This is a genomic window from Flammeovirga pectinis (genome assembly GCF_003970675.1).
GTDB lineage: Bacteria > Bacteroidota > Bacteroidia > Cytophagales > Flammeovirgaceae > Flammeovirga > Flammeovirga pectinis.
In genome coordinates this window covers 3,085,021-3,101,367 of the sequence record NZ_CP034562.1, presented here as the reverse complement: position 1 = coordinate 3,101,367, position 16,347 = coordinate 3,085,021, and the positions used below count along the sequence as shown (strand labels likewise).

Annotated in this window: 20 protein-coding genes; 12 read left to right on the top strand and 8 right to left on the bottom strand. The window is 31.2% G+C overall.

What is annotated here, in order from left to right:
* Positions 1-34 precede the first annotated feature (34 nt).
* The 3 genes from EI427_RS12405 to EI427_RS12395 all read left to right on the top strand — a co-directional run bounded on the left by EI427_RS12405 (position 35) and on the right by EI427_RS12395 (position 2,733).
* Complete coding sequence (locus tag EI427_RS12405) at positions 35-931, top strand: SDR family oxidoreductase (RefSeq protein ID WP_126615092.1); 897 nt, start codon at positions 35-37, stop codon at positions 929-931.
* Between the two features lie 223 nt (positions 932-1,154).
* Positions 1,155-1,925 carry a DUF6089 family protein gene (locus tag EI427_RS12400; RefSeq protein WP_126615090.1) on the top strand — a complete coding sequence of 257 codons (771 nt, stop codon included), beginning with the start codon at positions 1,155-1,157 and terminating at the stop codon, positions 1,923-1,925.
* A gap of 97 nt (positions 1,926-2,022) precedes the next feature.
* Positions 2,023-2,733, top strand: coding sequence for a DUF6089 family protein (locus EI427_RS12395; protein WP_126615088.1), 711 nt, complete (start codon positions 2,023-2,025; stop codon positions 2,731-2,733).
* Positions 2,734-2,793: 60 nt separating this feature from the next.
* Here EI427_RS12395 and EI427_RS12390 read toward each other — a convergent pair whose 3' ends face one another.
* Positions 2,794-3,375, bottom strand: a complete 582-nt coding sequence (locus EI427_RS12390) for an outer membrane beta-barrel protein (protein WP_126615086.1) — start codon at positions 3,373-3,375, stop codon at positions 2,794-2,796.
* Between the two features lie 171 nt (positions 3,376-3,546).
* On the opposite strand from EI427_RS12390, the gene EI427_RS12385 reads away from it, so the two are divergent.
* From EI427_RS12385 to EI427_RS12375, 3 genes are all read left to right on the top strand, one after another.
* Positions 3,547-4,329 carry a S1/P1 nuclease gene (locus tag EI427_RS12385; RefSeq protein ID WP_126615084.1) on the top strand — a complete coding sequence of 261 codons (783 nt, stop codon included), beginning with the start codon at positions 3,547-3,549 and terminating at the stop codon, positions 4,327-4,329.
* Between the two features lie 137 nt (positions 4,330-4,466).
* Positions 4,467-5,642 (top strand): MFS transporter, encoded by a 1,176-nt coding sequence (locus tag EI427_RS12380; RefSeq protein ID WP_262708862.1) that lies wholly within the window; start codon positions 4,467-4,469, stop codon positions 5,640-5,642.
* Between the two features lie 11 nt (positions 5,643-5,653).
* Positions 5,654-6,322 (top strand): HAD family hydrolase, encoded by a 669-nt coding sequence (locus EI427_RS12375; protein ID WP_126615080.1) that lies wholly within the window; start codon positions 5,654-5,656, stop codon positions 6,320-6,322.
* A gap of 9 nt (positions 6,323-6,331) precedes the next feature.
* Here the strand turns inward: EI427_RS12375 and EI427_RS12370 are convergent, their stop codons facing one another.
* Entirely contained in the window at positions 6,332-6,973 is a 642-nt protein-coding gene (locus tag EI427_RS12370; protein WP_126615078.1) for a histidine phosphatase family protein, read from the bottom strand.
* A gap of 139 nt (positions 6,974-7,112) precedes the next feature.
* Between EI427_RS12370 and EI427_RS12365 the strand changes: the two genes are divergently transcribed.
* The 5 genes from EI427_RS12365 to EI427_RS12345 all read left to right on the top strand — a co-directional run bounded on the left by EI427_RS12365 (position 7,113) and on the right by EI427_RS12345 (position 11,251).
* A complete protein-coding gene (locus tag EI427_RS12365) occupies positions 7,113-7,529 on the top strand; it encodes a hotdog fold thioesterase (RefSeq protein ID WP_126615075.1) in 417 nt (138 codons plus the stop codon).
* Between the two features lie 121 nt (positions 7,530-7,650).
* Positions 7,651-8,184 carry a hypothetical protein gene (locus EI427_RS12360; RefSeq protein WP_126615073.1) on the top strand — a complete coding sequence of 178 codons (534 nt, stop codon included), beginning with the start codon at positions 7,651-7,653 and terminating at the stop codon, positions 8,182-8,184.
* A 101-nt stretch (positions 8,185-8,285) separates the two neighbouring features.
* Positions 8,286-9,422 (top strand): sensor histidine kinase, encoded by a 1,137-nt coding sequence (locus tag EI427_RS12355; protein ID WP_126615071.1) that lies wholly within the window; start codon positions 8,286-8,288, stop codon positions 9,420-9,422.
* A gap of 406 nt (positions 9,423-9,828) precedes the next feature.
* Positions 9,829-10,683, top strand: coding sequence for a carboxylating nicotinate-nucleotide diphosphorylase (gene nadC, locus EI427_RS12350; protein WP_126615069.1), 855 nt, complete (start codon positions 9,829-9,831; stop codon positions 10,681-10,683).
* A 13-nt stretch (positions 10,684-10,696) separates the two neighbouring features.
* Complete coding sequence (locus EI427_RS12345) at positions 10,697-11,251, top strand: hypothetical protein (protein WP_126615067.1); 555 nt, start codon at positions 10,697-10,699, stop codon at positions 11,249-11,251.
* Between the two features lie 32 nt (positions 11,252-11,283).
* On the opposite strand, the gene EI427_RS12340 is transcribed toward EI427_RS12345, so the two are convergent.
* The gene (locus tag EI427_RS12340) at positions 11,284-12,090 is read right to left on the bottom strand and encodes an alpha/beta fold hydrolase (protein ID WP_126615065.1); all 807 of its coding nucleotides are present in this window, start codon (positions 12,088-12,090) and stop codon (positions 11,284-11,286) included.
* Positions 12,091-12,152: 62 nt separating this feature from the next.
* On the opposite strand from EI427_RS12340, the gene EI427_RS12335 reads away from it, so the two are divergent.
* The gene (locus tag EI427_RS12335; protein WP_126615063.1) at positions 12,153-13,055 is read left to right on the top strand and encodes a MerR family transcriptional regulator; all 903 of its coding nucleotides are present in this window, start codon (positions 12,153-12,155) and stop codon (positions 13,053-13,055) included.
* Here the strand turns inward: EI427_RS12335 and folB are convergent.
* From folB to EI427_RS12310, 5 genes are read right to left on the bottom strand one after another with little or no spacing between them, the layout of a single operon-like run.
* Positions 13,045-13,401, bottom strand: a complete 357-nt coding sequence (gene folB / locus EI427_RS12330) for a dihydroneopterin aldolase (RefSeq protein WP_126615061.1) — start codon at positions 13,399-13,401, stop codon at positions 13,045-13,047. The genes EI427_RS12335 and folB overlap by 11 nt on opposite strands.
* Before the next feature lie 3 nt (positions 13,402-13,404).
* Entirely contained in the window at positions 13,405-14,046 is a 642-nt protein-coding gene (locus tag EI427_RS12325; protein WP_126615059.1) for a DivIVA domain-containing protein, read from the bottom strand.
* 38 nt (positions 14,047-14,084) lie between these two features.
* Positions 14,085-14,306 carry a hypothetical protein gene (locus tag EI427_RS12320; protein WP_126615057.1) on the bottom strand — a complete coding sequence of 74 codons (222 nt, stop codon included), beginning with the start codon at positions 14,304-14,306 and terminating at the stop codon, positions 14,085-14,087.
* Positions 14,303-14,818 (bottom strand): hypothetical protein, encoded by a 516-nt coding sequence (locus EI427_RS12315; RefSeq protein WP_126615055.1) that lies wholly within the window; start codon positions 14,816-14,818, stop codon positions 14,303-14,305. The genes EI427_RS12320 and EI427_RS12315 overlap by 4 nt, the downstream gene beginning before the upstream one ends.
* Entirely contained in the window at positions 14,818-16,302 is a 1,485-nt protein-coding gene (locus EI427_RS12310) for a hypothetical protein (protein WP_126615053.1), read from the bottom strand. The genes EI427_RS12315 and EI427_RS12310 overlap by 1 nt, the downstream gene beginning before the upstream one ends.
* Positions 16,303-16,347 lie beyond the last annotated feature (45 nt).

The following is a 16,347-nucleotide window of genomic DNA, read 5'->3' as shown; positions in this document are numbered from 1 at the left end:
AATAGTACAAAATAAAATCAATAAAACACAAAAAATGAGAAATAGAGTACTCATAACTGGAGCTAATGGGCTATTAGGTCAGCACCTCACAAAATTGTTATTAACAAAAAAGAATATTGAAGTGTTTGCTTCAGGAAGAGGAAAGGACCGTTTATTAGAACAGGGTTACAATTATATTTCTATGGATGTATCTATAGAAAAAGAAGTTGACGATGTAATTGCATCTGTTAAACCAGATATAATTATTCATGCTGCTGCAATTTCTAAAGTAGAAAATTGTGAGGATAATAACAACGAAGCTATTTTACAAAATGTTAGTGCTACAGCGTTTTTATTAAAAGCGGGTAAGAATAATGGATTAAAGCATTTTATTTTTATATCTACAGATTTTGTTTTTTCAGGAGATAAAGGAATGCTAACAGAAGAGGAAAGAAGAGATCCGCCTAATTTTTATGGACAAACTAAATTAATGGCTGAAGACTGCGTAATGCAAAATTGGCCTTTTAAAACATCCATTGTAAGAACATGCCTTGTATATGGTCAGGTAAAAGATATGAGTAGGACTAATATAATGTTATGGGTGAAAAATAATCTAAAAAAAGGTAATCCAATAAAAGTTGTAAATGATCAATACAGAACGCCTACTTATGTTAAAGATTTAGCTCAAGGGTGTTTTTTAATTTTAGATAAAGAAGCCGAAGGAGTTTTTCATATTTCGGGTAAAGATTATTTAACTCCCTATGCGATAGCATTGAAAGTGGCTAAAAAGCTTAATTTCTCTACAAATTTAATTACTGAAGTTACCGCGGGAACTTTTAAAGAAAATGGAAAAAGACCTTTGAAAACGGGTTTTGATATTAGTAAATCAAAAAACATACTTGGATATGAACCAATCTCATTTAACAAAGGTTTAGAAGAAGTAGTGAAATAAATCTTTAATAATGTTAATATTTTATTGTAAAATTAATATATTTGGCTTTGTATTGTTTTGCTGTATTCTACAATTAACTATTTCTCTTCATTAATTATGTACATGATTTTCATGAATTTGGCATAATACGTGTATGAGTATAATAGGTAATTGTAATTACTCTTTAAAATGACATTTTTTGGCTCCTACTAACAATTTGAGTCTACTTATAAAAAATTTTATAATGAAAATAAAGACTTCATTTCAAGCTGTTTTATTTTTAGTGTTAATGTTTTTCGCTTTTTCTGAAGTTTCTGCACAAGGAGTTAGAGGAAGAGCACGATTCACATCAAAAAAGAAATATTGGAGTTTTGGAGGTATGATAACCTCTTCAAACTTTATGGGAGACTTATCACCAACACCTAACAAAGGTAGTATTGATTGGTCTAACACTTTAGTACAGTTTGGAGGTTTTGTACAAAGAAGGTATTTACCCAGAATTTCTGGTAGAGTATCTTTGAATAATAACTTTTTCTCAGGAAGCGATGCAGATGCAGGGCGTAATGCAGATAGAGGTTTAGAATTCTTCACTTATGCCACTCAAATTAATGTGATGGGAATTATTGATTTATTTCCCAATGCAGGTGTATATTATAGAAGACCTAAAATTCCTATTCCATATATTGGTCTTGGAATAGGGGGAATGTTTGTTGCATCTACAGTTTCACAGAAACCTGACCCTAATTACCAAGGAGAAATAATTTCGGGAGAACAAAAAAATACAGAAGTTACATATGTAATTCCTGTTGCTCTTGGAGTAAGATATAAACTATCTACACACATGGATATTGCTTTTGAAGCTACTGTGAATTACGCAGGAAGTGACATGGTGGATGGTATAAATAACGAGATTAACGGAAGTACATCAAGTCAGTTGAATGACGCATTTATGACATTAGGTTTTTCACTTAATTATATATTGGGAGGTACTATTAAAATGCCTAAATTCCGTTAACGATAAAGTTTTTAATACTTAAAAGTCCGTGCAGTACACTGTTCGGACTTTTTTGTACTAATAAATTGAATACTTTTGTACCCATAATAAATAAAGTATGATGAAGCATTTTTTTTCAGTTGCAACAGTATTTTTAATACTATTTTTTTGCACAATAAATAAGACTAACGCACAAAGTAAATATTGGGTTTATGGAGGTGCTTTAGGTGCTACAGGATATGCAGGTGATTTATCTACATTTCCAAACCCTGTGGATTACCGAGTTGGAGCAAAACTCTTTGCTAAATATAAAATGAAATCGTATTTACTGTGGAGAACAGACATTGATTACGGTTGGTACCAAGGAGTGGGTAGTATTCAAGATAACCTTCCTGAATACAAAACAGAAATTCACATGGGGAATGCATCTACAGGTTTTGAATATAACTTCTTGCAGTTTCGAGAAGACAAACGTCATAAAGATAACTTTACACCTTATTTCTTTTTACAATTAGGTGTTGGGACATTTATAAATAAAGTTTCAAATCCAGCTACAGGAGAATCTTATAGCGATACGGCAATAGCAGTAACAATGCCTGTAGGTATGGGTTTTAAGAAAAGAATAAGCACTTATTTAGATATAGGTATGGAGTTTAGTATCACTAAGCCATTATGGACAGATAAAACTGATGGAGTATATAGAAGTACTGAAAGCGTAGCAGGTTTATTTGTTGATGAATCTTGGAGAGATAATTATTATTTTTTGGGTGTGACTTTAAGTTATCATCTGATTCGGGTTAATTGTCCGAAAACTCCTAGATATCAATAAAAAATAAAAGCCATTCAATTTTAAATTGAATGGCTTTTATTTTATACTAGATTCGTATTTTTAGTTTCCTCCGAAGAAATAACCAACACTTAAAATCCATTGAGTTGATTTAATTGATGGAGCATTAGTTTGTTGTGTAATCAAATCTGAACCACTTTCATATTTAACATCAACAGTTAATTTTTTGATATCTGCACCTAAACCTGCTTGCCATCCCCAAGTAAAGTTTTCATACTCTAAGTCTCCTGCATCTTCAGGGAAGTTTGATTGAGCAACAGCACCACCAAATGCACGAGCACTGATACCTAAAAGACCAAATTTAAGACCAACTAGGATCGGAACATCAAATCTGTTAATATATGCCTCATCTGAAACACCTTGATATGAGATAGTACCTCCAACTCTAGAGTATAAAGCTTCAATTTGAGCATAAATTGGTAATACAGGAATGTTTGTTCTAAACATACCACCTACATGCCATGAGGCTGATCCTTCTGTTGTCCATCCAGTAACAGGACCACTTAAGTCATAACTAGATGCACCAATACCACCTTTTACACCAAGGCTAAATAAGCCATCTTGTGCATTTGCAGTAGCACCAATTAAAAATAGACCGATTAAAAGAGTTAAGATTTTTTTCATGATTGTTTTTAAATAAAAAATAGTTGTATTCTATAGATTAGACAACTAAGATTAAATGTATGTCAATATCAGTACGTTAAATTATAATCTATCAAGATAATTTTTGATACCTATGTACTACAATTTAACTTGCAGTTCGTTAGACACAAAAATTTAACCAATCATTAAAAGATGAAGGATCAATTCAAATTATTTTTAAGTTTACTTATAGTCTTTGTTACTTTCTTAAATCAAGATGTTTTGGCTTGGGGGCATACTGGTCATAGAGCTGTAGCCGAAGTCGCTGATAATCATTTAACAAAGAAAGCAAAAAAGCAATTACAGGCTATTTTAGGAGATTCGGCTTATTTGCCAATGGTGTCTACTTGGATGGACGATATTAAATCGGATAATAAATATAGTTTTATGTATACTTGGCATTTTATTAACATTGATGAAGGCCAAACTTTTGAAACTTTAGAGAGAAACCCTAAAGGAGATATCATAAAAACAATTGAAGAAATGAAGAGTGTATTGAAAGATCCCTCTTCATCAAAAAGACAAAAAGCTCAAGCAGTTAAAATTTTAACTCATTTAGTAGGAGATTTACACCAACCTTTTCATGTAGGTCATGCTAGTGATTGGGGTGGTAATAAAGTAAAAGTTACTTGGTTTGGTAACCCTTCAAACATTCATAGAGTTTGGGATTCTGAAATGTTGGGATCTAAAGGGTTAAGTTATTCTGAAATAGCTAAATATGTAGATCATGCAACTCCAGAGGAAGTTAAGGTAATTCAGAGTGCTACAACTGTAGACATGATGCAAGAATCTTATGCTTTATGTACTAACCTGTATGACGTAGGAGATGGTAAACTTGGATACAGATATTTATATGATAATTATAAAACTGTAGAAGAAAGAATTGAGTATGCAGGAATTCGTTTAGCTGGTATATTGAATGATATCTTAGGATAAATCAAATTTTTGCAGGAAAGAGATGTATTCTACTTATGGGTACATCTCTTTTTTTTGTTCAATTGTTCTTAGAATCTAAGAATCCTATAAATTTAATCATCACCTTTACTTTAAGAAACATCCAAAAGATAAAGAATTTGACAGATCAGAAAAAAGAAAATATATACACATTACAATTTTGGTTGTTATGTACGAGTTCGTTATTATTTTTCACGAGCTTTAATATGATAATCCCAGAACTTCCAGATTACTTAACATCATTGGGAGGAGGAGATTATAAGGGATTGATTATAGCCTTATTTACATTGACAGCAGGTTTGTCTAGGCCATTTAGTGGTAAATTAACAGATAGAGTTGGGCGTGTACCTGTAATGGTTGTTGGAGTAGTAGTAAGCTGTGTTTGTACACTTTTTTATCCAATTGTAGGTACTGTTGCTGGCTTTTTATTACTTCGGTTTTTTCATGGTTTTTCTACAGGTTTTAAACCAACAGGTACTTCTGCTTTCTTGGCAGATATTGTTCCTGCTAATAGAAGAGGAGAAGCAATGGGTATTTTAGGTTTTTGTTCAAGTACTGGAATTGGTGTTGGGCCAATTTTAGGTAGTTGGTTAACTATGGAAACTGATATAAATACAATGTTCTATTGTTCTTCGGCAGTTTCATTATTGTCAATATTAATTCTTTCGGGTATGAAAGAAACTTTAGAGCACCCAGAAAAATTAAAATTGGAGCATTTTAGAATTCGTAAAAATGAAATTATTGATGTAAATGCATTACCTCCTGCAATAGTAATGTTGCTTTGTACAACCTCTTATGGAGTTATTCTAACATTAATTCCAGATTTAAGTAAATCACTTGGTATAGAAAATAAAGGAATGTTCTTTATGTTTTTTACAGGAGCATCAATGTTAGTAAGAGTGTTAGCGGGTAAACTTTCTGATAAATATGGAAGATTACCTGTTCTAAAATTATCAACAATATTATTAGTCATTTCATTGTGTTGGGTTGGAGTAGCATCTTCCGCTTTTGAATTATATGCTGCTGCAATTTTACTAGGTTTAGGAATAGGTACAAACTCGCCTACTATATATGCTTGGACAATTGATAGGAGTAATTCCTTACATAGAGGAAGAGCAATTGCTACCATGTATATTGCTTTAGAAATTGGTATAGGAATGGGGGCGTTTCTATCAGGTCTTCTATACGATAATGTTGACGAGAGAATAGGATGGGCATTTATGGCGTCAGGTTTTGCCTGTTTCTGTGCATTCCTGTATGTGATGTTTGCCCCTTTAAAAGAAAGATCAGCTTAAATAGATAAATAATGAAATTTGAATATTTATTCTCCGATTGTGATGGTGTAATCATAGATAGTGAGATTATCGCAGCTAGAGTAATGGTAAAATACATACAATCTTATAACGTTCCCATCACTTTAGATGAGTATTTGATTAACTTTTCCGGGCAAACGTTTTCAGGTATAATGACAGGTTTAGCAAAAAAATACAACTTTGAGTTACCTGATAATTATGTAAATGATATCACATCATTATACAAAAAAGCAGCAGCCCAGGAAGAAAAAGCAATTGAAGGAACAAAAGCTGCTTATGAACTAATTGATTTACCGAAAGCAATAATTTCTAATAGTTATAAAGAACAAATAAACCATGCTATAGAGTTTACAGGGATGAGAGGTTTGTTTAGTGATAGGGTGTTTTCTGGTGTGGAAGATGTTTTGAATCCTAAACCTGCTCCTGATATATATTTACATACAGCAAAAGTACTTAATGTAAAACCGTCTAAGGTAATTGTAATTGAAGATAGTGCAAGTGGAGCAAAGTCTGCTGTTGCGGCAGGGATGTATGTAATTGGTTTTACGGGAGCATCGCACATAAAAAAAGGGCACGAACATACTTTGAAAGAAATTGGTGTAAAACACGTAATTCAAAGTATGTCAGAACTCCCTTTATTAATCAAAAAGATTAATGGTTGAGGTGAAAAATTAATATGCATGTGCCTTTTTAGTGATATGATTTAGATGTCTAATATCATTGGCTTGAACAATCCTAAATCGATTATTCTGATAAATAATATGATATAAAGCTAGATTAGAATGTTCGTACTGATTCATCTTACATAAAGGTTCATCCATAAGCGTAGAAATTAAGATTTTCATAGCTCTACCATGAGTACAAATGAGTATGTTTTTTTCATCAGATTGTTGAAGAATTAATTCGAATGCTTCTTTCTGACGTTTAACAACTTCTTGAGGAGATTCTGCTCCTTCTAATTTATAATCATAATTTCCATTATTCCATTCAGATAATAGTTTAATGTAATTTATTTCGTCTTGCTCAGTTAATTCTCTTCCTTCTTTTTCTCCCCAGCTAATTTCATTTAAGCCATAATGGGTGTCGATTGGAATTCCTGAAGCTACAAAAGGTTGAACCGTTTGATGGGTACGTTTTAATTTAGAAGTATAAATTTTATCAAAGGCAATGTGATTGTATTTAGAGAAAAATGCATTTGCTTGTAGTTTTCCTAAACCATTAAGGTTTGAATCTATACTACTTCCTTGGACGAATCCTTTTTTATTAAAATCAGTTTCTCCATGTCTGATTATGTAAATGTGTTTTGCGTTCATAATTTTTAAATAATAAAATCATTTTCTTAATGATTTAGAGGTGAAACATAAATGAATTTTGTGTGCAATTGTTATAATTGCCTAATTAACACTACGTAATAGTAAGTGCTTTAGTATATAAAACAAATAATAAGAATGTATGTTTAACAGTAAAATTACAAAAAAATCTTTAAATGACCTCAGGGATAACATGTTAGGGCATTTAGATATTGAATTTATCAGTGTAGAAGATGGATTAATTGTAGCCACAATGCCTGTAGATCAAAGAACAAAACAACCAATGGGATTGTTACATGGGGGTGCATCTATGGTGTTAGCAGAAACGTTAGGAAGCGTAGGAGCATTAACACATGCAATTGATAGAGAAACAGTACCTGTAGGTCAAGAAATCAATGCTAACCATATAAAAAGTGCTAGAAACGGTATAGTAACAGGTTTTGCAAAACCTATTCATATAGGTAAGAAATCTCATGTATGGGAGATTAAAATCTATGATGATGAAGATAATTTACTTTGTATTTCTAGAATGACAATTGCCTTAATAAGAAAGAAATAAAAAAACAATTTTCTAACAGGTGTAATATTTTTAATAAAAAAGTTGAAGGTAAATTGAACTTTAGTAGGTTTGTATATATAATTCGACTTCAAATTAAGAGATTAATAGTAAAAAAGTAAGAATGGATTTTTTAAAAAGTACTCGATTTTGGGTAATAACCTTATTTGGTTTTATATCGATTGGTATAATAAGTATCATGACTGGTGTTTATTCTGAAGTGAAAATTGATCAAAGAGAATCTGATGGATGGGAATTAGTAGGAATAGAATACGAAGGCAAAGCTGATTCACAGGCATTTATTAGTTTGTACGATTCTATTTCAAAAGAATTAGAAAAAGGTAAACTATCAGGTAAATTGGCTGTTCTTTTTTTTCAAAACCCAAATACAGAAAAACCTATTAAAGCAATTGTTGGAGCGCTTTCTAATAAAAAAGCAGCAAGTCAACATAATTATAAGGTATACAAACAAGGGCCGTATTTAGAAGTATATTCTGAAATAACAATGGGTGAGCTTTTTACGCCTAACCCAGAAAATGTAATAAATCAGATTAACGACTTAATCGAAGTATCTTTTGGAACTGTTCCTAATAAATATTTAGAATATTACCCTACAAAATCTACAGTAATTCAATCTGCTATTGTAGAAAAGCCATAAATTAAGAGGCAGCTTATTAAAATTAAATTTCACTAACTCTTCTAATTGTGAAAGGAAAAATATATTCAAACCGATATAGTCTAAAGATTATCGTAATCTTAATGGGTTTAGTAATCGGTATCACTTCTTTAATTTATACGGAACTTCTTGTTGATGAATTAAGACAAAGAGAATATGATCAAATAGATTTCTTTGCTAAAGTTCAGGCTAAATTAGCTACAATGGGAACGGAAGATAATGCTGATGTTACTTTCCTTTTAATGGAAGTTATTAAAGGGAATGATCTAATTCCTGTTGTACTCACTGATGATAAAGGAGAGCCTATCAGTTCTAAAAATATTGAATTGCCTTCTGATCTTAATTACGTTCAGCGAATGGATTACCTTAAAAAGGAAGTTCAAGAAATGAAAAAGAATTATGCTCCAATAAAAATTGATTTTACAGACGGAGAAGAGCAATACATCTATTATGCAGATTCTAAATTGGTACGTAATTTACGTTTTGCACCAATGATTCAACTTTCTGTTTTAGCAATCTTAGCATTAGCAGCATATTTAGTATTCTCTACATCAAGAAGAGCTGAACAGAATCAAGTATGGGCAGGGTTAGCCAAAGAAACAGCACATCAATTAGGTACACCAATATCTTCTTTAGTTGCATGGATTGAATATTTTAAAACTGATGAGGATTTTGATCAATCCATAATAGAAGAGTTGCAGAAAGATATTACGAGACTAGAAATGATAACTGCAAGGTTTTCTAATATTGGGTCTGAACCAGTATTGAAACCTGCAAATTTAGAATCTTCTGTTCGTGGAGCTGTAGAATATATGTCTAAACGTATCTCTGCAAAAGTGAGTATGAATGTTCATTATAATCTAGAAGGGCAAGCAGATATTAATATTAGTTTGCCATTATTTGAGTGGGTTGTAGAGAACTTATGTAGAAATGCTGTAGATGCAATGAACGGTGTTGGTAGGTTAGATATTACTATGGAACTAACTCAACATAAGACTTCTGTAACGATAGATGTTAAAGATACGGGTAAGGGAATTCCTAAGAATAAACTGAACAAAGTATTTAACCCTGGGTATACAACAAAGAAAAGAGGGTGGGGCTTAGGTCTTACATTAGTAAAACGAATTGTAGAAGATTATCATAAAGGAAAAATAATAGTTTTAGAATCTATACCAGGAGAGGGAACGACATTTAGAATAACAATGCCGATTATAGTGTAATAAATCAATTGATTTTGTCGTGTAAATATTCTTAATAAAGTTGTGTTTTTAACTGTTTTTGATGACATTTGTACATGGGTCGGTAACATTTGGATTTTTCAACGTGAACTCATATAAGGTGTACTGATTTTTGAAGAGCAGGCCTCAACTTTATTTTGGTAAAGTCATTCTTTTGAATGTTAACAGTGGAAGGTCGACATATAATCGGGAAGCCTAAACCTGTTATAAATGGAGAAATTCCAACCGACCCTTTTTTATTTTAAAGCGATGCATTGCATGGCTTTTTTTATTGTTCTCACTACAATTGATTAAAGTTAACAAACAACTGATCTCATATTTTTAATTTTTTTTGAGATCAATAACAAATAAAGTGGAACAGTAACATCATTTGTTTATTTTTGCGTCCGTGAAACCAAAGTACTTAACAGAAGAAGCTATTAATGCATTTATTAAGAGTGCATTAAAAGAAGATATCGAAGATGGCGATCATTCCACGCTCTCTGCTGTGCCAAAAGATGCAGTAGAATCTGCAAAAATGATTTTTAAAGATCAAGGGGTTATTGCTGGTATAGAAATGGCAAAACGCATTTTCTTAACTTTAGACCCTGATATGGAAATTAAATGTTTTGCTAATGAAGGCGATAGTCTAAATTATGGCGACATTGTAATGACTATCAAAGGTAAAGCTCAAGCTATTTTAATGGCAGAACGCCTTGCTCTAAATTGTGCACAACGTATGAGTGGAATAGCATCTCATACACACCGTGTAGTAAAACTTATTGAAAACTCAAAGACTAAGATTTTAGATACTCGTAAAACTACTCCAAATTTCAGGTTAATGGAAAAATGGGCAGTTTTCTTGGGTGGAGGAAAAAATCATAGATTTGGTTTGTATGATATGGTTATGCTAAAAGATAATCATATAGATTATGCTGGAGGAATTACTAAAGCTGTAAGTGATACAAAACAATATCTATCAGAAAATAATAAATCACTACGTATTGAGGTCGAAACTAGAAACCTTGATGAAGTGAAAGAGGCATTAGCTGCAAAAGTAGATGTTATCATGTTAGATAATATGGATATTGCAACAATGAAAGAAGCCGTTCGTATTGTTGGAGGACAATGTGAAACAGAAGCATCTGGAGGAATAACAGAAAGTAATGTTGCTGAAGTAGCAGAAACAGGAGTTGACTTTATTTCTTTAGGAGCTTTAACTCATTCTAGTCTAAGTAAAGATATCAGTCTAAAGGCTGTATAAATGTATTATTAAGATGACAATCAAGACAAAAAAATATCAATTAGAATCGAACCAATATGTAAAATTAGGTTTGATTGGGGTAATGAAAGAATTATGGTGGTTTTGGTTTATTCCAGCTGCTATTGTTATTATACCTTCATTAATATGGCCAAGTTCACTATGGTGGATGGTTGGTGTAGGTGTATTATTATCTGTACTTTATATTTTATTTTGGTGGGCACAATTTATGGGAGCTACTCAGATGGAGCAAAGTAAAATGTTCTTCGAGAAACTTTCTTATGAGATTGATAGCAGATTCATTATGATGAAGCGTAACGCTAAAGAAGGTATGCCTGTAAAATGGGAGATGGTTAAAAGTGCAAAAATGACTGACGATGCTTTTGTTTTAATGTTAGGTAATGATAACGTTGATGCTAATAAACTTCAGAAGTTTTTTGCTCAGAAATTAGGTATGCCATTGTACTTACCTTATTCTATCTTCACTACAGAAGTACAAAAAGGTTTTATGATTAAACTTCTTCAACGTAAAGGTCTTGTAGAAGTACCTGAAACGACAAAAGAAGCATAGTTTTTTTTAAAAAAAACTATTTTAGAAACCTCTTAAGAAGCATCTTGAGAGGTTTTTTTTGTTTTCAACCATTCAAAATATTTAAATAATACTCTATTATGGTCTGCTTCTAAGTAGATAACGGAATCTTCTGGAAGTTGATGGATAAAACTCTTTAAGTCTTTTTTTAGAATGATAGCATCATGTTTTCCTAAGAAAAGAATTAGGCAAGTATCAGAATTAATTGCTTTTTTGATCAAATCTGTTTTTGAAAACTTGGTTTGAGAAATTGCTATCCATGTTTTTGCAACTCTAGTAGAATATAGCTTATTAGCTAAATTTAATTTAATAAAGTGTTCTTGCTTTACAGAAATTAAATTTAAAAACTTTGCTACTGATATTAATTTACTGACCTTTACAGTATTGGTCATTATTAATTTAAATACTGGTTGTATTAATTTGGATGTAGCAAATGGAAATATAAAATTATTTCCTACACCATCTGGGGCAACAAGATGTAATTCTCTACATTTTGTCGGATAATGTAAATAGAGGTAACATGCAACCCTAGCACCAATAGAATATCCACAAATAGACCAACTTTTTATTTTTTTTTCAGAAGTAAACTTTTCAATGAAAATTTTCATTTCTTTAAAATAAATTTCTGAGTCTAAATCATCTAATTTACCCTTAAAAGGATGATGAGGTAAGTTGATAGTCAGAATAATAGTATTCTTTAGAATATTTGGTAGAGTAGTAAATACCTTATATGTCTGTCCATAACCATGGATACAAATAAGTAAGTCTTCCCCTTTGCCAAAGACATTAAAAATATTGTATTTTGTATCTAAATCCTTCAACTAGTAAAACAATTATATTGTAAAGCTTGTTAAAGATATAATAAATTAGTTGCAGAAAAAACATGAGTAATTATTCAATAAAAGACTTGGAACACCTAACTGGTGTAAAAGCACATACGGTTCGTATTTGGGAACAGAGATACGAAATAATAACACCCAAAAGATCTGATACCAATATTAGGTACTATACAGATGACGATTTGAAGCACATGTTGAATGTGTCACTACTAAATAATAACGGGTTTAAAATCTCAAAGATTGCAAAATTTACACCTGAAGAAATAAATCAAGAAGTTTATAAAGTACTTGATGTTAACGACAATTATCAAGATCAGATTAGTGCATTGACAATGTGCATGCTCGAATTTGATGAGGCTCATTTCGAGAAGATCATATCATCTAATATATTAAAAAAGGGTTTTGAAGGATCTATGGTGAATATTATTTTACCATTTATGATGCGTATTGGGGTGCTATGGTTAACAGGTGCAGTTTCTCCTGCACAAGAACATTTTATATCGAACCTAATTCGCCAAAAGTTAATTGTAGCAATTGATGCACAAGTAACATCTAATGTTCCTGATAAGCCTTCTTTTATGCTTTTTTTACCAGAAGGAGAATTGCACGAAATATCTTTACTATTCGCTTCTTATGTAATAAGAGCACGTGGTTTTAAGGTTATATACCTTGGGCAATCATTACCACTTCACGAAATTAAAGATGTATATAAAGGATGTAAATCAGAATATTTGTTGACAGTAATGACGTCATTAACACAGATAAATGATGTGCAAAAATACCTAGATCAAATCAGTTCATCATTTCCCGATTCAAAAATAATGATTACAGGTAGACAGGTTGTTGGTAATGATTTTAAGCTTGGTGAAAATATGGAAGTATTAGTAAGTATGCCTTATTTCTTAAGTTTAATGGATAGTATAGCATCAGAAACGGCTACTGTTTAATCGTTATACTAGAAGCTGTACAAATACCTCCAATTGGGGGGTTAAATTTCTTAATTGTTACAGAAACCTCATTTGTAGATTTTTCCCATTTTTTATAAATATCATCAACTATATTTTGCCCAATATGCTCTAGTAATTTTGTAGAGATAGCCATTCGTTGTTTTACTATTTCATATAATTCCATATAATTAATTGTGCCATCAAGATCATCTGTTAATGCAGCTTTTTCAAAGTTTGTCGCAACAATAAGATCAACACCATATTTATTTCCAATTTTCTGCTCTTCTTTAAAATAGCCATGGTAGGCAAAAAATTCCATGCCCTCTAATGCAATAGTATGTTCCATTAATCAAATATTTAATTCTTCAAAAAAGTTAGAAGATACAGAATTGTTCTTTGGCATCTCCTTATTTAATCTGTCAACCTTTTCTCTTTGTATTTTCAAAGCAGTTTGGTCGCTATGGGCAACATCTTTTATTGCTTTTAACCTTCTTGCTTCTGATAAGGTCTTTTCAGCCATTTCACTTAAAGCATTTAATAGCTTATCAGAATAGCTGTCAATAGCATTATAATCTCTTTTAATAAGAGAAGTATCTTTTCTTAATTTGTTCATTTCAGCTTGGTAACGTAAATGAACTTCTTCCATTGCTTTTTGAGCTTTAGATTCAGCTTCTTGTATAATAAAATTAGCTTTCATTTTTGCAGATTCAATCATTGCGTCAGATTGTACCTGTACATCTTTTAAAGCAACTCTTTTTGCCTTTTCAGCACTATTGATACTGTCAATCATTTTGGTTTCTAAACGTTCAAATTGATTAACTCTTTGTCTTTGTTCTGAAAGTTGGTCTAATAGTAAAGTATTTTGATCTCTTAATGCAGAAATTTCTTGTGCTACAGTATGTAATAGTCTAGTCACATCTTTAGTGTCGTAACCTCCAAAAATTTTCTTTTTGATATTACTATTAATGATATCATTTGGCTCGATACTCATAGTTTAATTGTTATTTGTGTTTAATTGTTATCTGTAAGTTAACTTTCATTGTGACATTTCTCCAAATTTTTCTCAATATCTTCCCAATATGAGGTATCACTTTCTGGAACTGAAATAGGTTCTTCTCCTGTTTGTACCCTCCAATAATTAGAGTTGTACAAGCATTTTTTTTGATATTCTGAAAGTTGATTGTACTTCGCATAGTTTTTAGCAGTACTCTTATCAGCTAATAACTTCTCATATATTTGTCTACTATTCATATAAACCCTTTATTCTTTAAACTTATTTCTTCAAACCCAACTTCATAAATTCCCTCTTCAATCCAAAAACCTTTAGCTTCTGTTTGATTAATAAATTTATAGATAGTAATTCCTTTAAATAAACTGTCTTTATCTTTATAAGTGAAATTAATACATAATAAGTCTTCAAAAAGAAAACCATTTCCCTTTTGTGTCTGATTACCAATACCCATTTCCCAGGTACAATCGTATTTATTATCTTTTAAATGCTCTATTTTTAGATTTCCAGTATAAGTACTAGTAGTCGCCCAAGAGTTATGACCATTAAAAGAATAATAACCTTGAACGTTTTCTAACTTTATAACATCTTGCTCTTTTTTTAAATGCTTTAAAGCGTGCATCTCTATATATCCTTGTTGTAAGGATATAAAACGAGCTTTAATATTTATGATAGAGGTAGCACCGTCCCAAAAATCTATATTTTGTTTGTTTGCAGATGTAAAAAAATTAGTAAACCATTTTCGTAAATTCATTAGTTATCCTCTCCAATATTGTAAGTGAAACCAAGGAATAAACTTAATGTATTTTCATTTATACTCATTGTATTATTTCTATATCCTTGTAATACTACACGGTCTTTTGCAGAAAACTCAATGGGATTATCAAAATTAGCGATCTGAGGTAAGTTATCTTTATAAGATATAGAATATTGCAATCCTGCAATAATATCAGTTTTCAATACCCTAAATTGAGCACCAGCAGTTACGTGATATTGATCTAAAGAAAATATTGTAATTTCTGATGGATATAGGTTATCACTTCCCCCATCATATTCATCATAAGTAAAATCAGTTCTAAAACCACTTATAATTTCTACATTTTTGCTAACTCTATTTCTCCAACCAATAGCAACATTGGTTACTTGATCTTTACTTGTTGTATTATTTAACCAATTTTCTGTTCTAATTCCTATTAAATTGTTTGTTACTTCAGGTCCTGGAGGTCTATCTGTTATCTGATTATATTTCTTTATCGCAGCAAAATATTCTGCTGTAAAATAGAAAGAAGATTTCTCTCTATAATAGGTTCCGCCTACAGCTACAGAAAAAGGTTCTTTAAAATTAGTTACTAGTTCGTCCTGAAACTCAGTAACCAACATATTAGGTAATGGAGTAGTACTATTTACACTAACATTATTAACAGCAACCTCTCTGTATATTTCAGATTCTCCTGCATAAGCCATTGTAGGTGTAGTTACAGCAAGACCTAGATCTAGATTTTTTAGAGAATATTTAAGTCCTATTTTTAAAATTATTCTAGAAGTATATCCTTTTATACTTTGTGTATTTTTGAAATTAGCTACATAGAAATCTTCATTATCAATTTGCTTACTTTGATTTAGGTTATAGGCATTAGCTTCTATATCGTAGGTATAATTCATAGATACATAAGAATGGAATGCACTTATACCTAAACTGAATTTATCTGACATTTTTTTAGCGATACTTGCACCTAACCAATAATCTTCATAGTCTAATCTATAGTAAAAATCTCCTATATATTCATCTATGCCAGGTGTTGCACTTAATATATCTAACTGATGAGTAGTTCTTGATCTTAATTCTGTATTGGCATTATCTCTAGTAAAACTTGCTAATTCTATACTTGTTTTATCCCAATTTTTGGGTCTAAGTAAAAAAGCAACAAATCGAGGCTGTACTTTAAAATTCCAATCACTGTAACTATTACCACTTCCTAAAGCATCGCTATAGTTATATATATAAGTACTAAAAATATTTGCTGTAATAGAGAATTTTTGATAGTCAATATCTGCAACTTGGGCAGGGTTATAAAAGATAGCTGCAATTCCACTACCACCACCTACCACCGCACCAGATAGTAAACTTGCATCTGTATTAAAGCTATTACTCCAATACCTACCTGTTTGAGCTAATGACGGTATTTGGTAGAGTAGAATAAGGATTAAAAAAGAATATTTATAGTTTGATCTAGACATAATTCAAAAGAAGAGAATAAACAAAAAATACAATAATTTGATTTC

What these genes read in the sequence shown, in the direction of transcription:
- EI427_RS12405 (WP_126615092.1), top strand. Translation starts at nt 35, where the DNA reads ATGAGAAATAGAGTACTCATAACTGGAGCTAATGGGCTATTAGGTCAG.
- EI427_RS12400 (WP_126615090.1), top strand. Translation starts at nt 1,155, where the DNA reads ATGAAAATAAAGACTTCATTTCAAGCTGTTTTATTTTTAGTGTTAATG.
- EI427_RS12395 (WP_126615088.1), top strand. Translation starts at nt 2,023, where the DNA reads ATGATGAAGCATTTTTTTTCAGTTGCAACAGTATTTTTAATACTATTT.
- EI427_RS12390 (WP_126615086.1), bottom strand. Translation starts at nt 3,375, where the DNA reads ATGAAAAAAATCTTAACTCTTTTAATCGGTCTATTTTTAATTGGTGCT.
- EI427_RS12385 (WP_126615084.1), top strand. Translation starts at nt 3,547, where the DNA reads ATGAAGGATCAATTCAAATTATTTTTAAGTTTACTTATAGTCTTTGTT.
- EI427_RS12375 (WP_126615080.1), top strand. Translation starts at nt 5,654, where the DNA reads ATGAAATTTGAATATTTATTCTCCGATTGTGATGGTGTAATCATAGAT.
- EI427_RS12370 (WP_126615078.1), bottom strand. Translation starts at nt 6,973, where the DNA reads ATGAACGCAAAACACATTTACATAATCAGACATGGAGAAACTGATTTT.
- EI427_RS12365 (WP_126615075.1), top strand. Translation starts at nt 7,113, where the DNA reads ATGTTTAACAGTAAAATTACAAAAAAATCTTTAAATGACCTCAGGGAT.
- EI427_RS12360 (WP_126615073.1), top strand. Translation starts at nt 7,651, where the DNA reads ATGGATTTTTTAAAAAGTACTCGATTTTGGGTAATAACCTTATTTGGT.
- EI427_RS12355 (WP_126615071.1), top strand. Translation starts at nt 8,286, where the DNA reads ATGGGTTTAGTAATCGGTATCACTTCTTTAATTTATACGGAACTTCTT.
- EI427_RS12345 (WP_126615067.1), top strand. Translation starts at nt 10,697, where the DNA reads ATGACAATCAAGACAAAAAAATATCAATTAGAATCGAACCAATATGTA.
- EI427_RS12335 (WP_126615063.1), top strand. Translation starts at nt 12,153, where the DNA reads ATGAGTAATTATTCAATAAAAGACTTGGAACACCTAACTGGTGTAAAA.
- folB (WP_126615061.1), bottom strand. Translation starts at nt 13,401, where the DNA reads ATGGAACATACTATTGCATTAGAGGGCATGGAATTTTTTGCCTACCAT.
- EI427_RS12325 (WP_126615059.1), bottom strand. Translation starts at nt 14,046, where the DNA reads ATGAGTATCGAGCCAAATGATATCATTAATAGTAATATCAAAAAGAAA.
- EI427_RS12320 (WP_126615057.1), bottom strand. Translation starts at nt 14,306, where the DNA reads ATGAATAGTAGACAAATATATGAGAAGTTATTAGCTGATAAGAGTACT.
- EI427_RS12315 (WP_126615055.1), bottom strand. Translation starts at nt 14,818, where the DNA reads ATGAATTTACGAAAATGGTTTACTAATTTTTTTACATCTGCAAACAAA.
- EI427_RS12310 (WP_126615053.1), bottom strand. Translation starts at nt 16,302, where the DNA reads ATGTCTAGATCAAACTATAAATATTCTTTTTTAATCCTTATTCTACTC.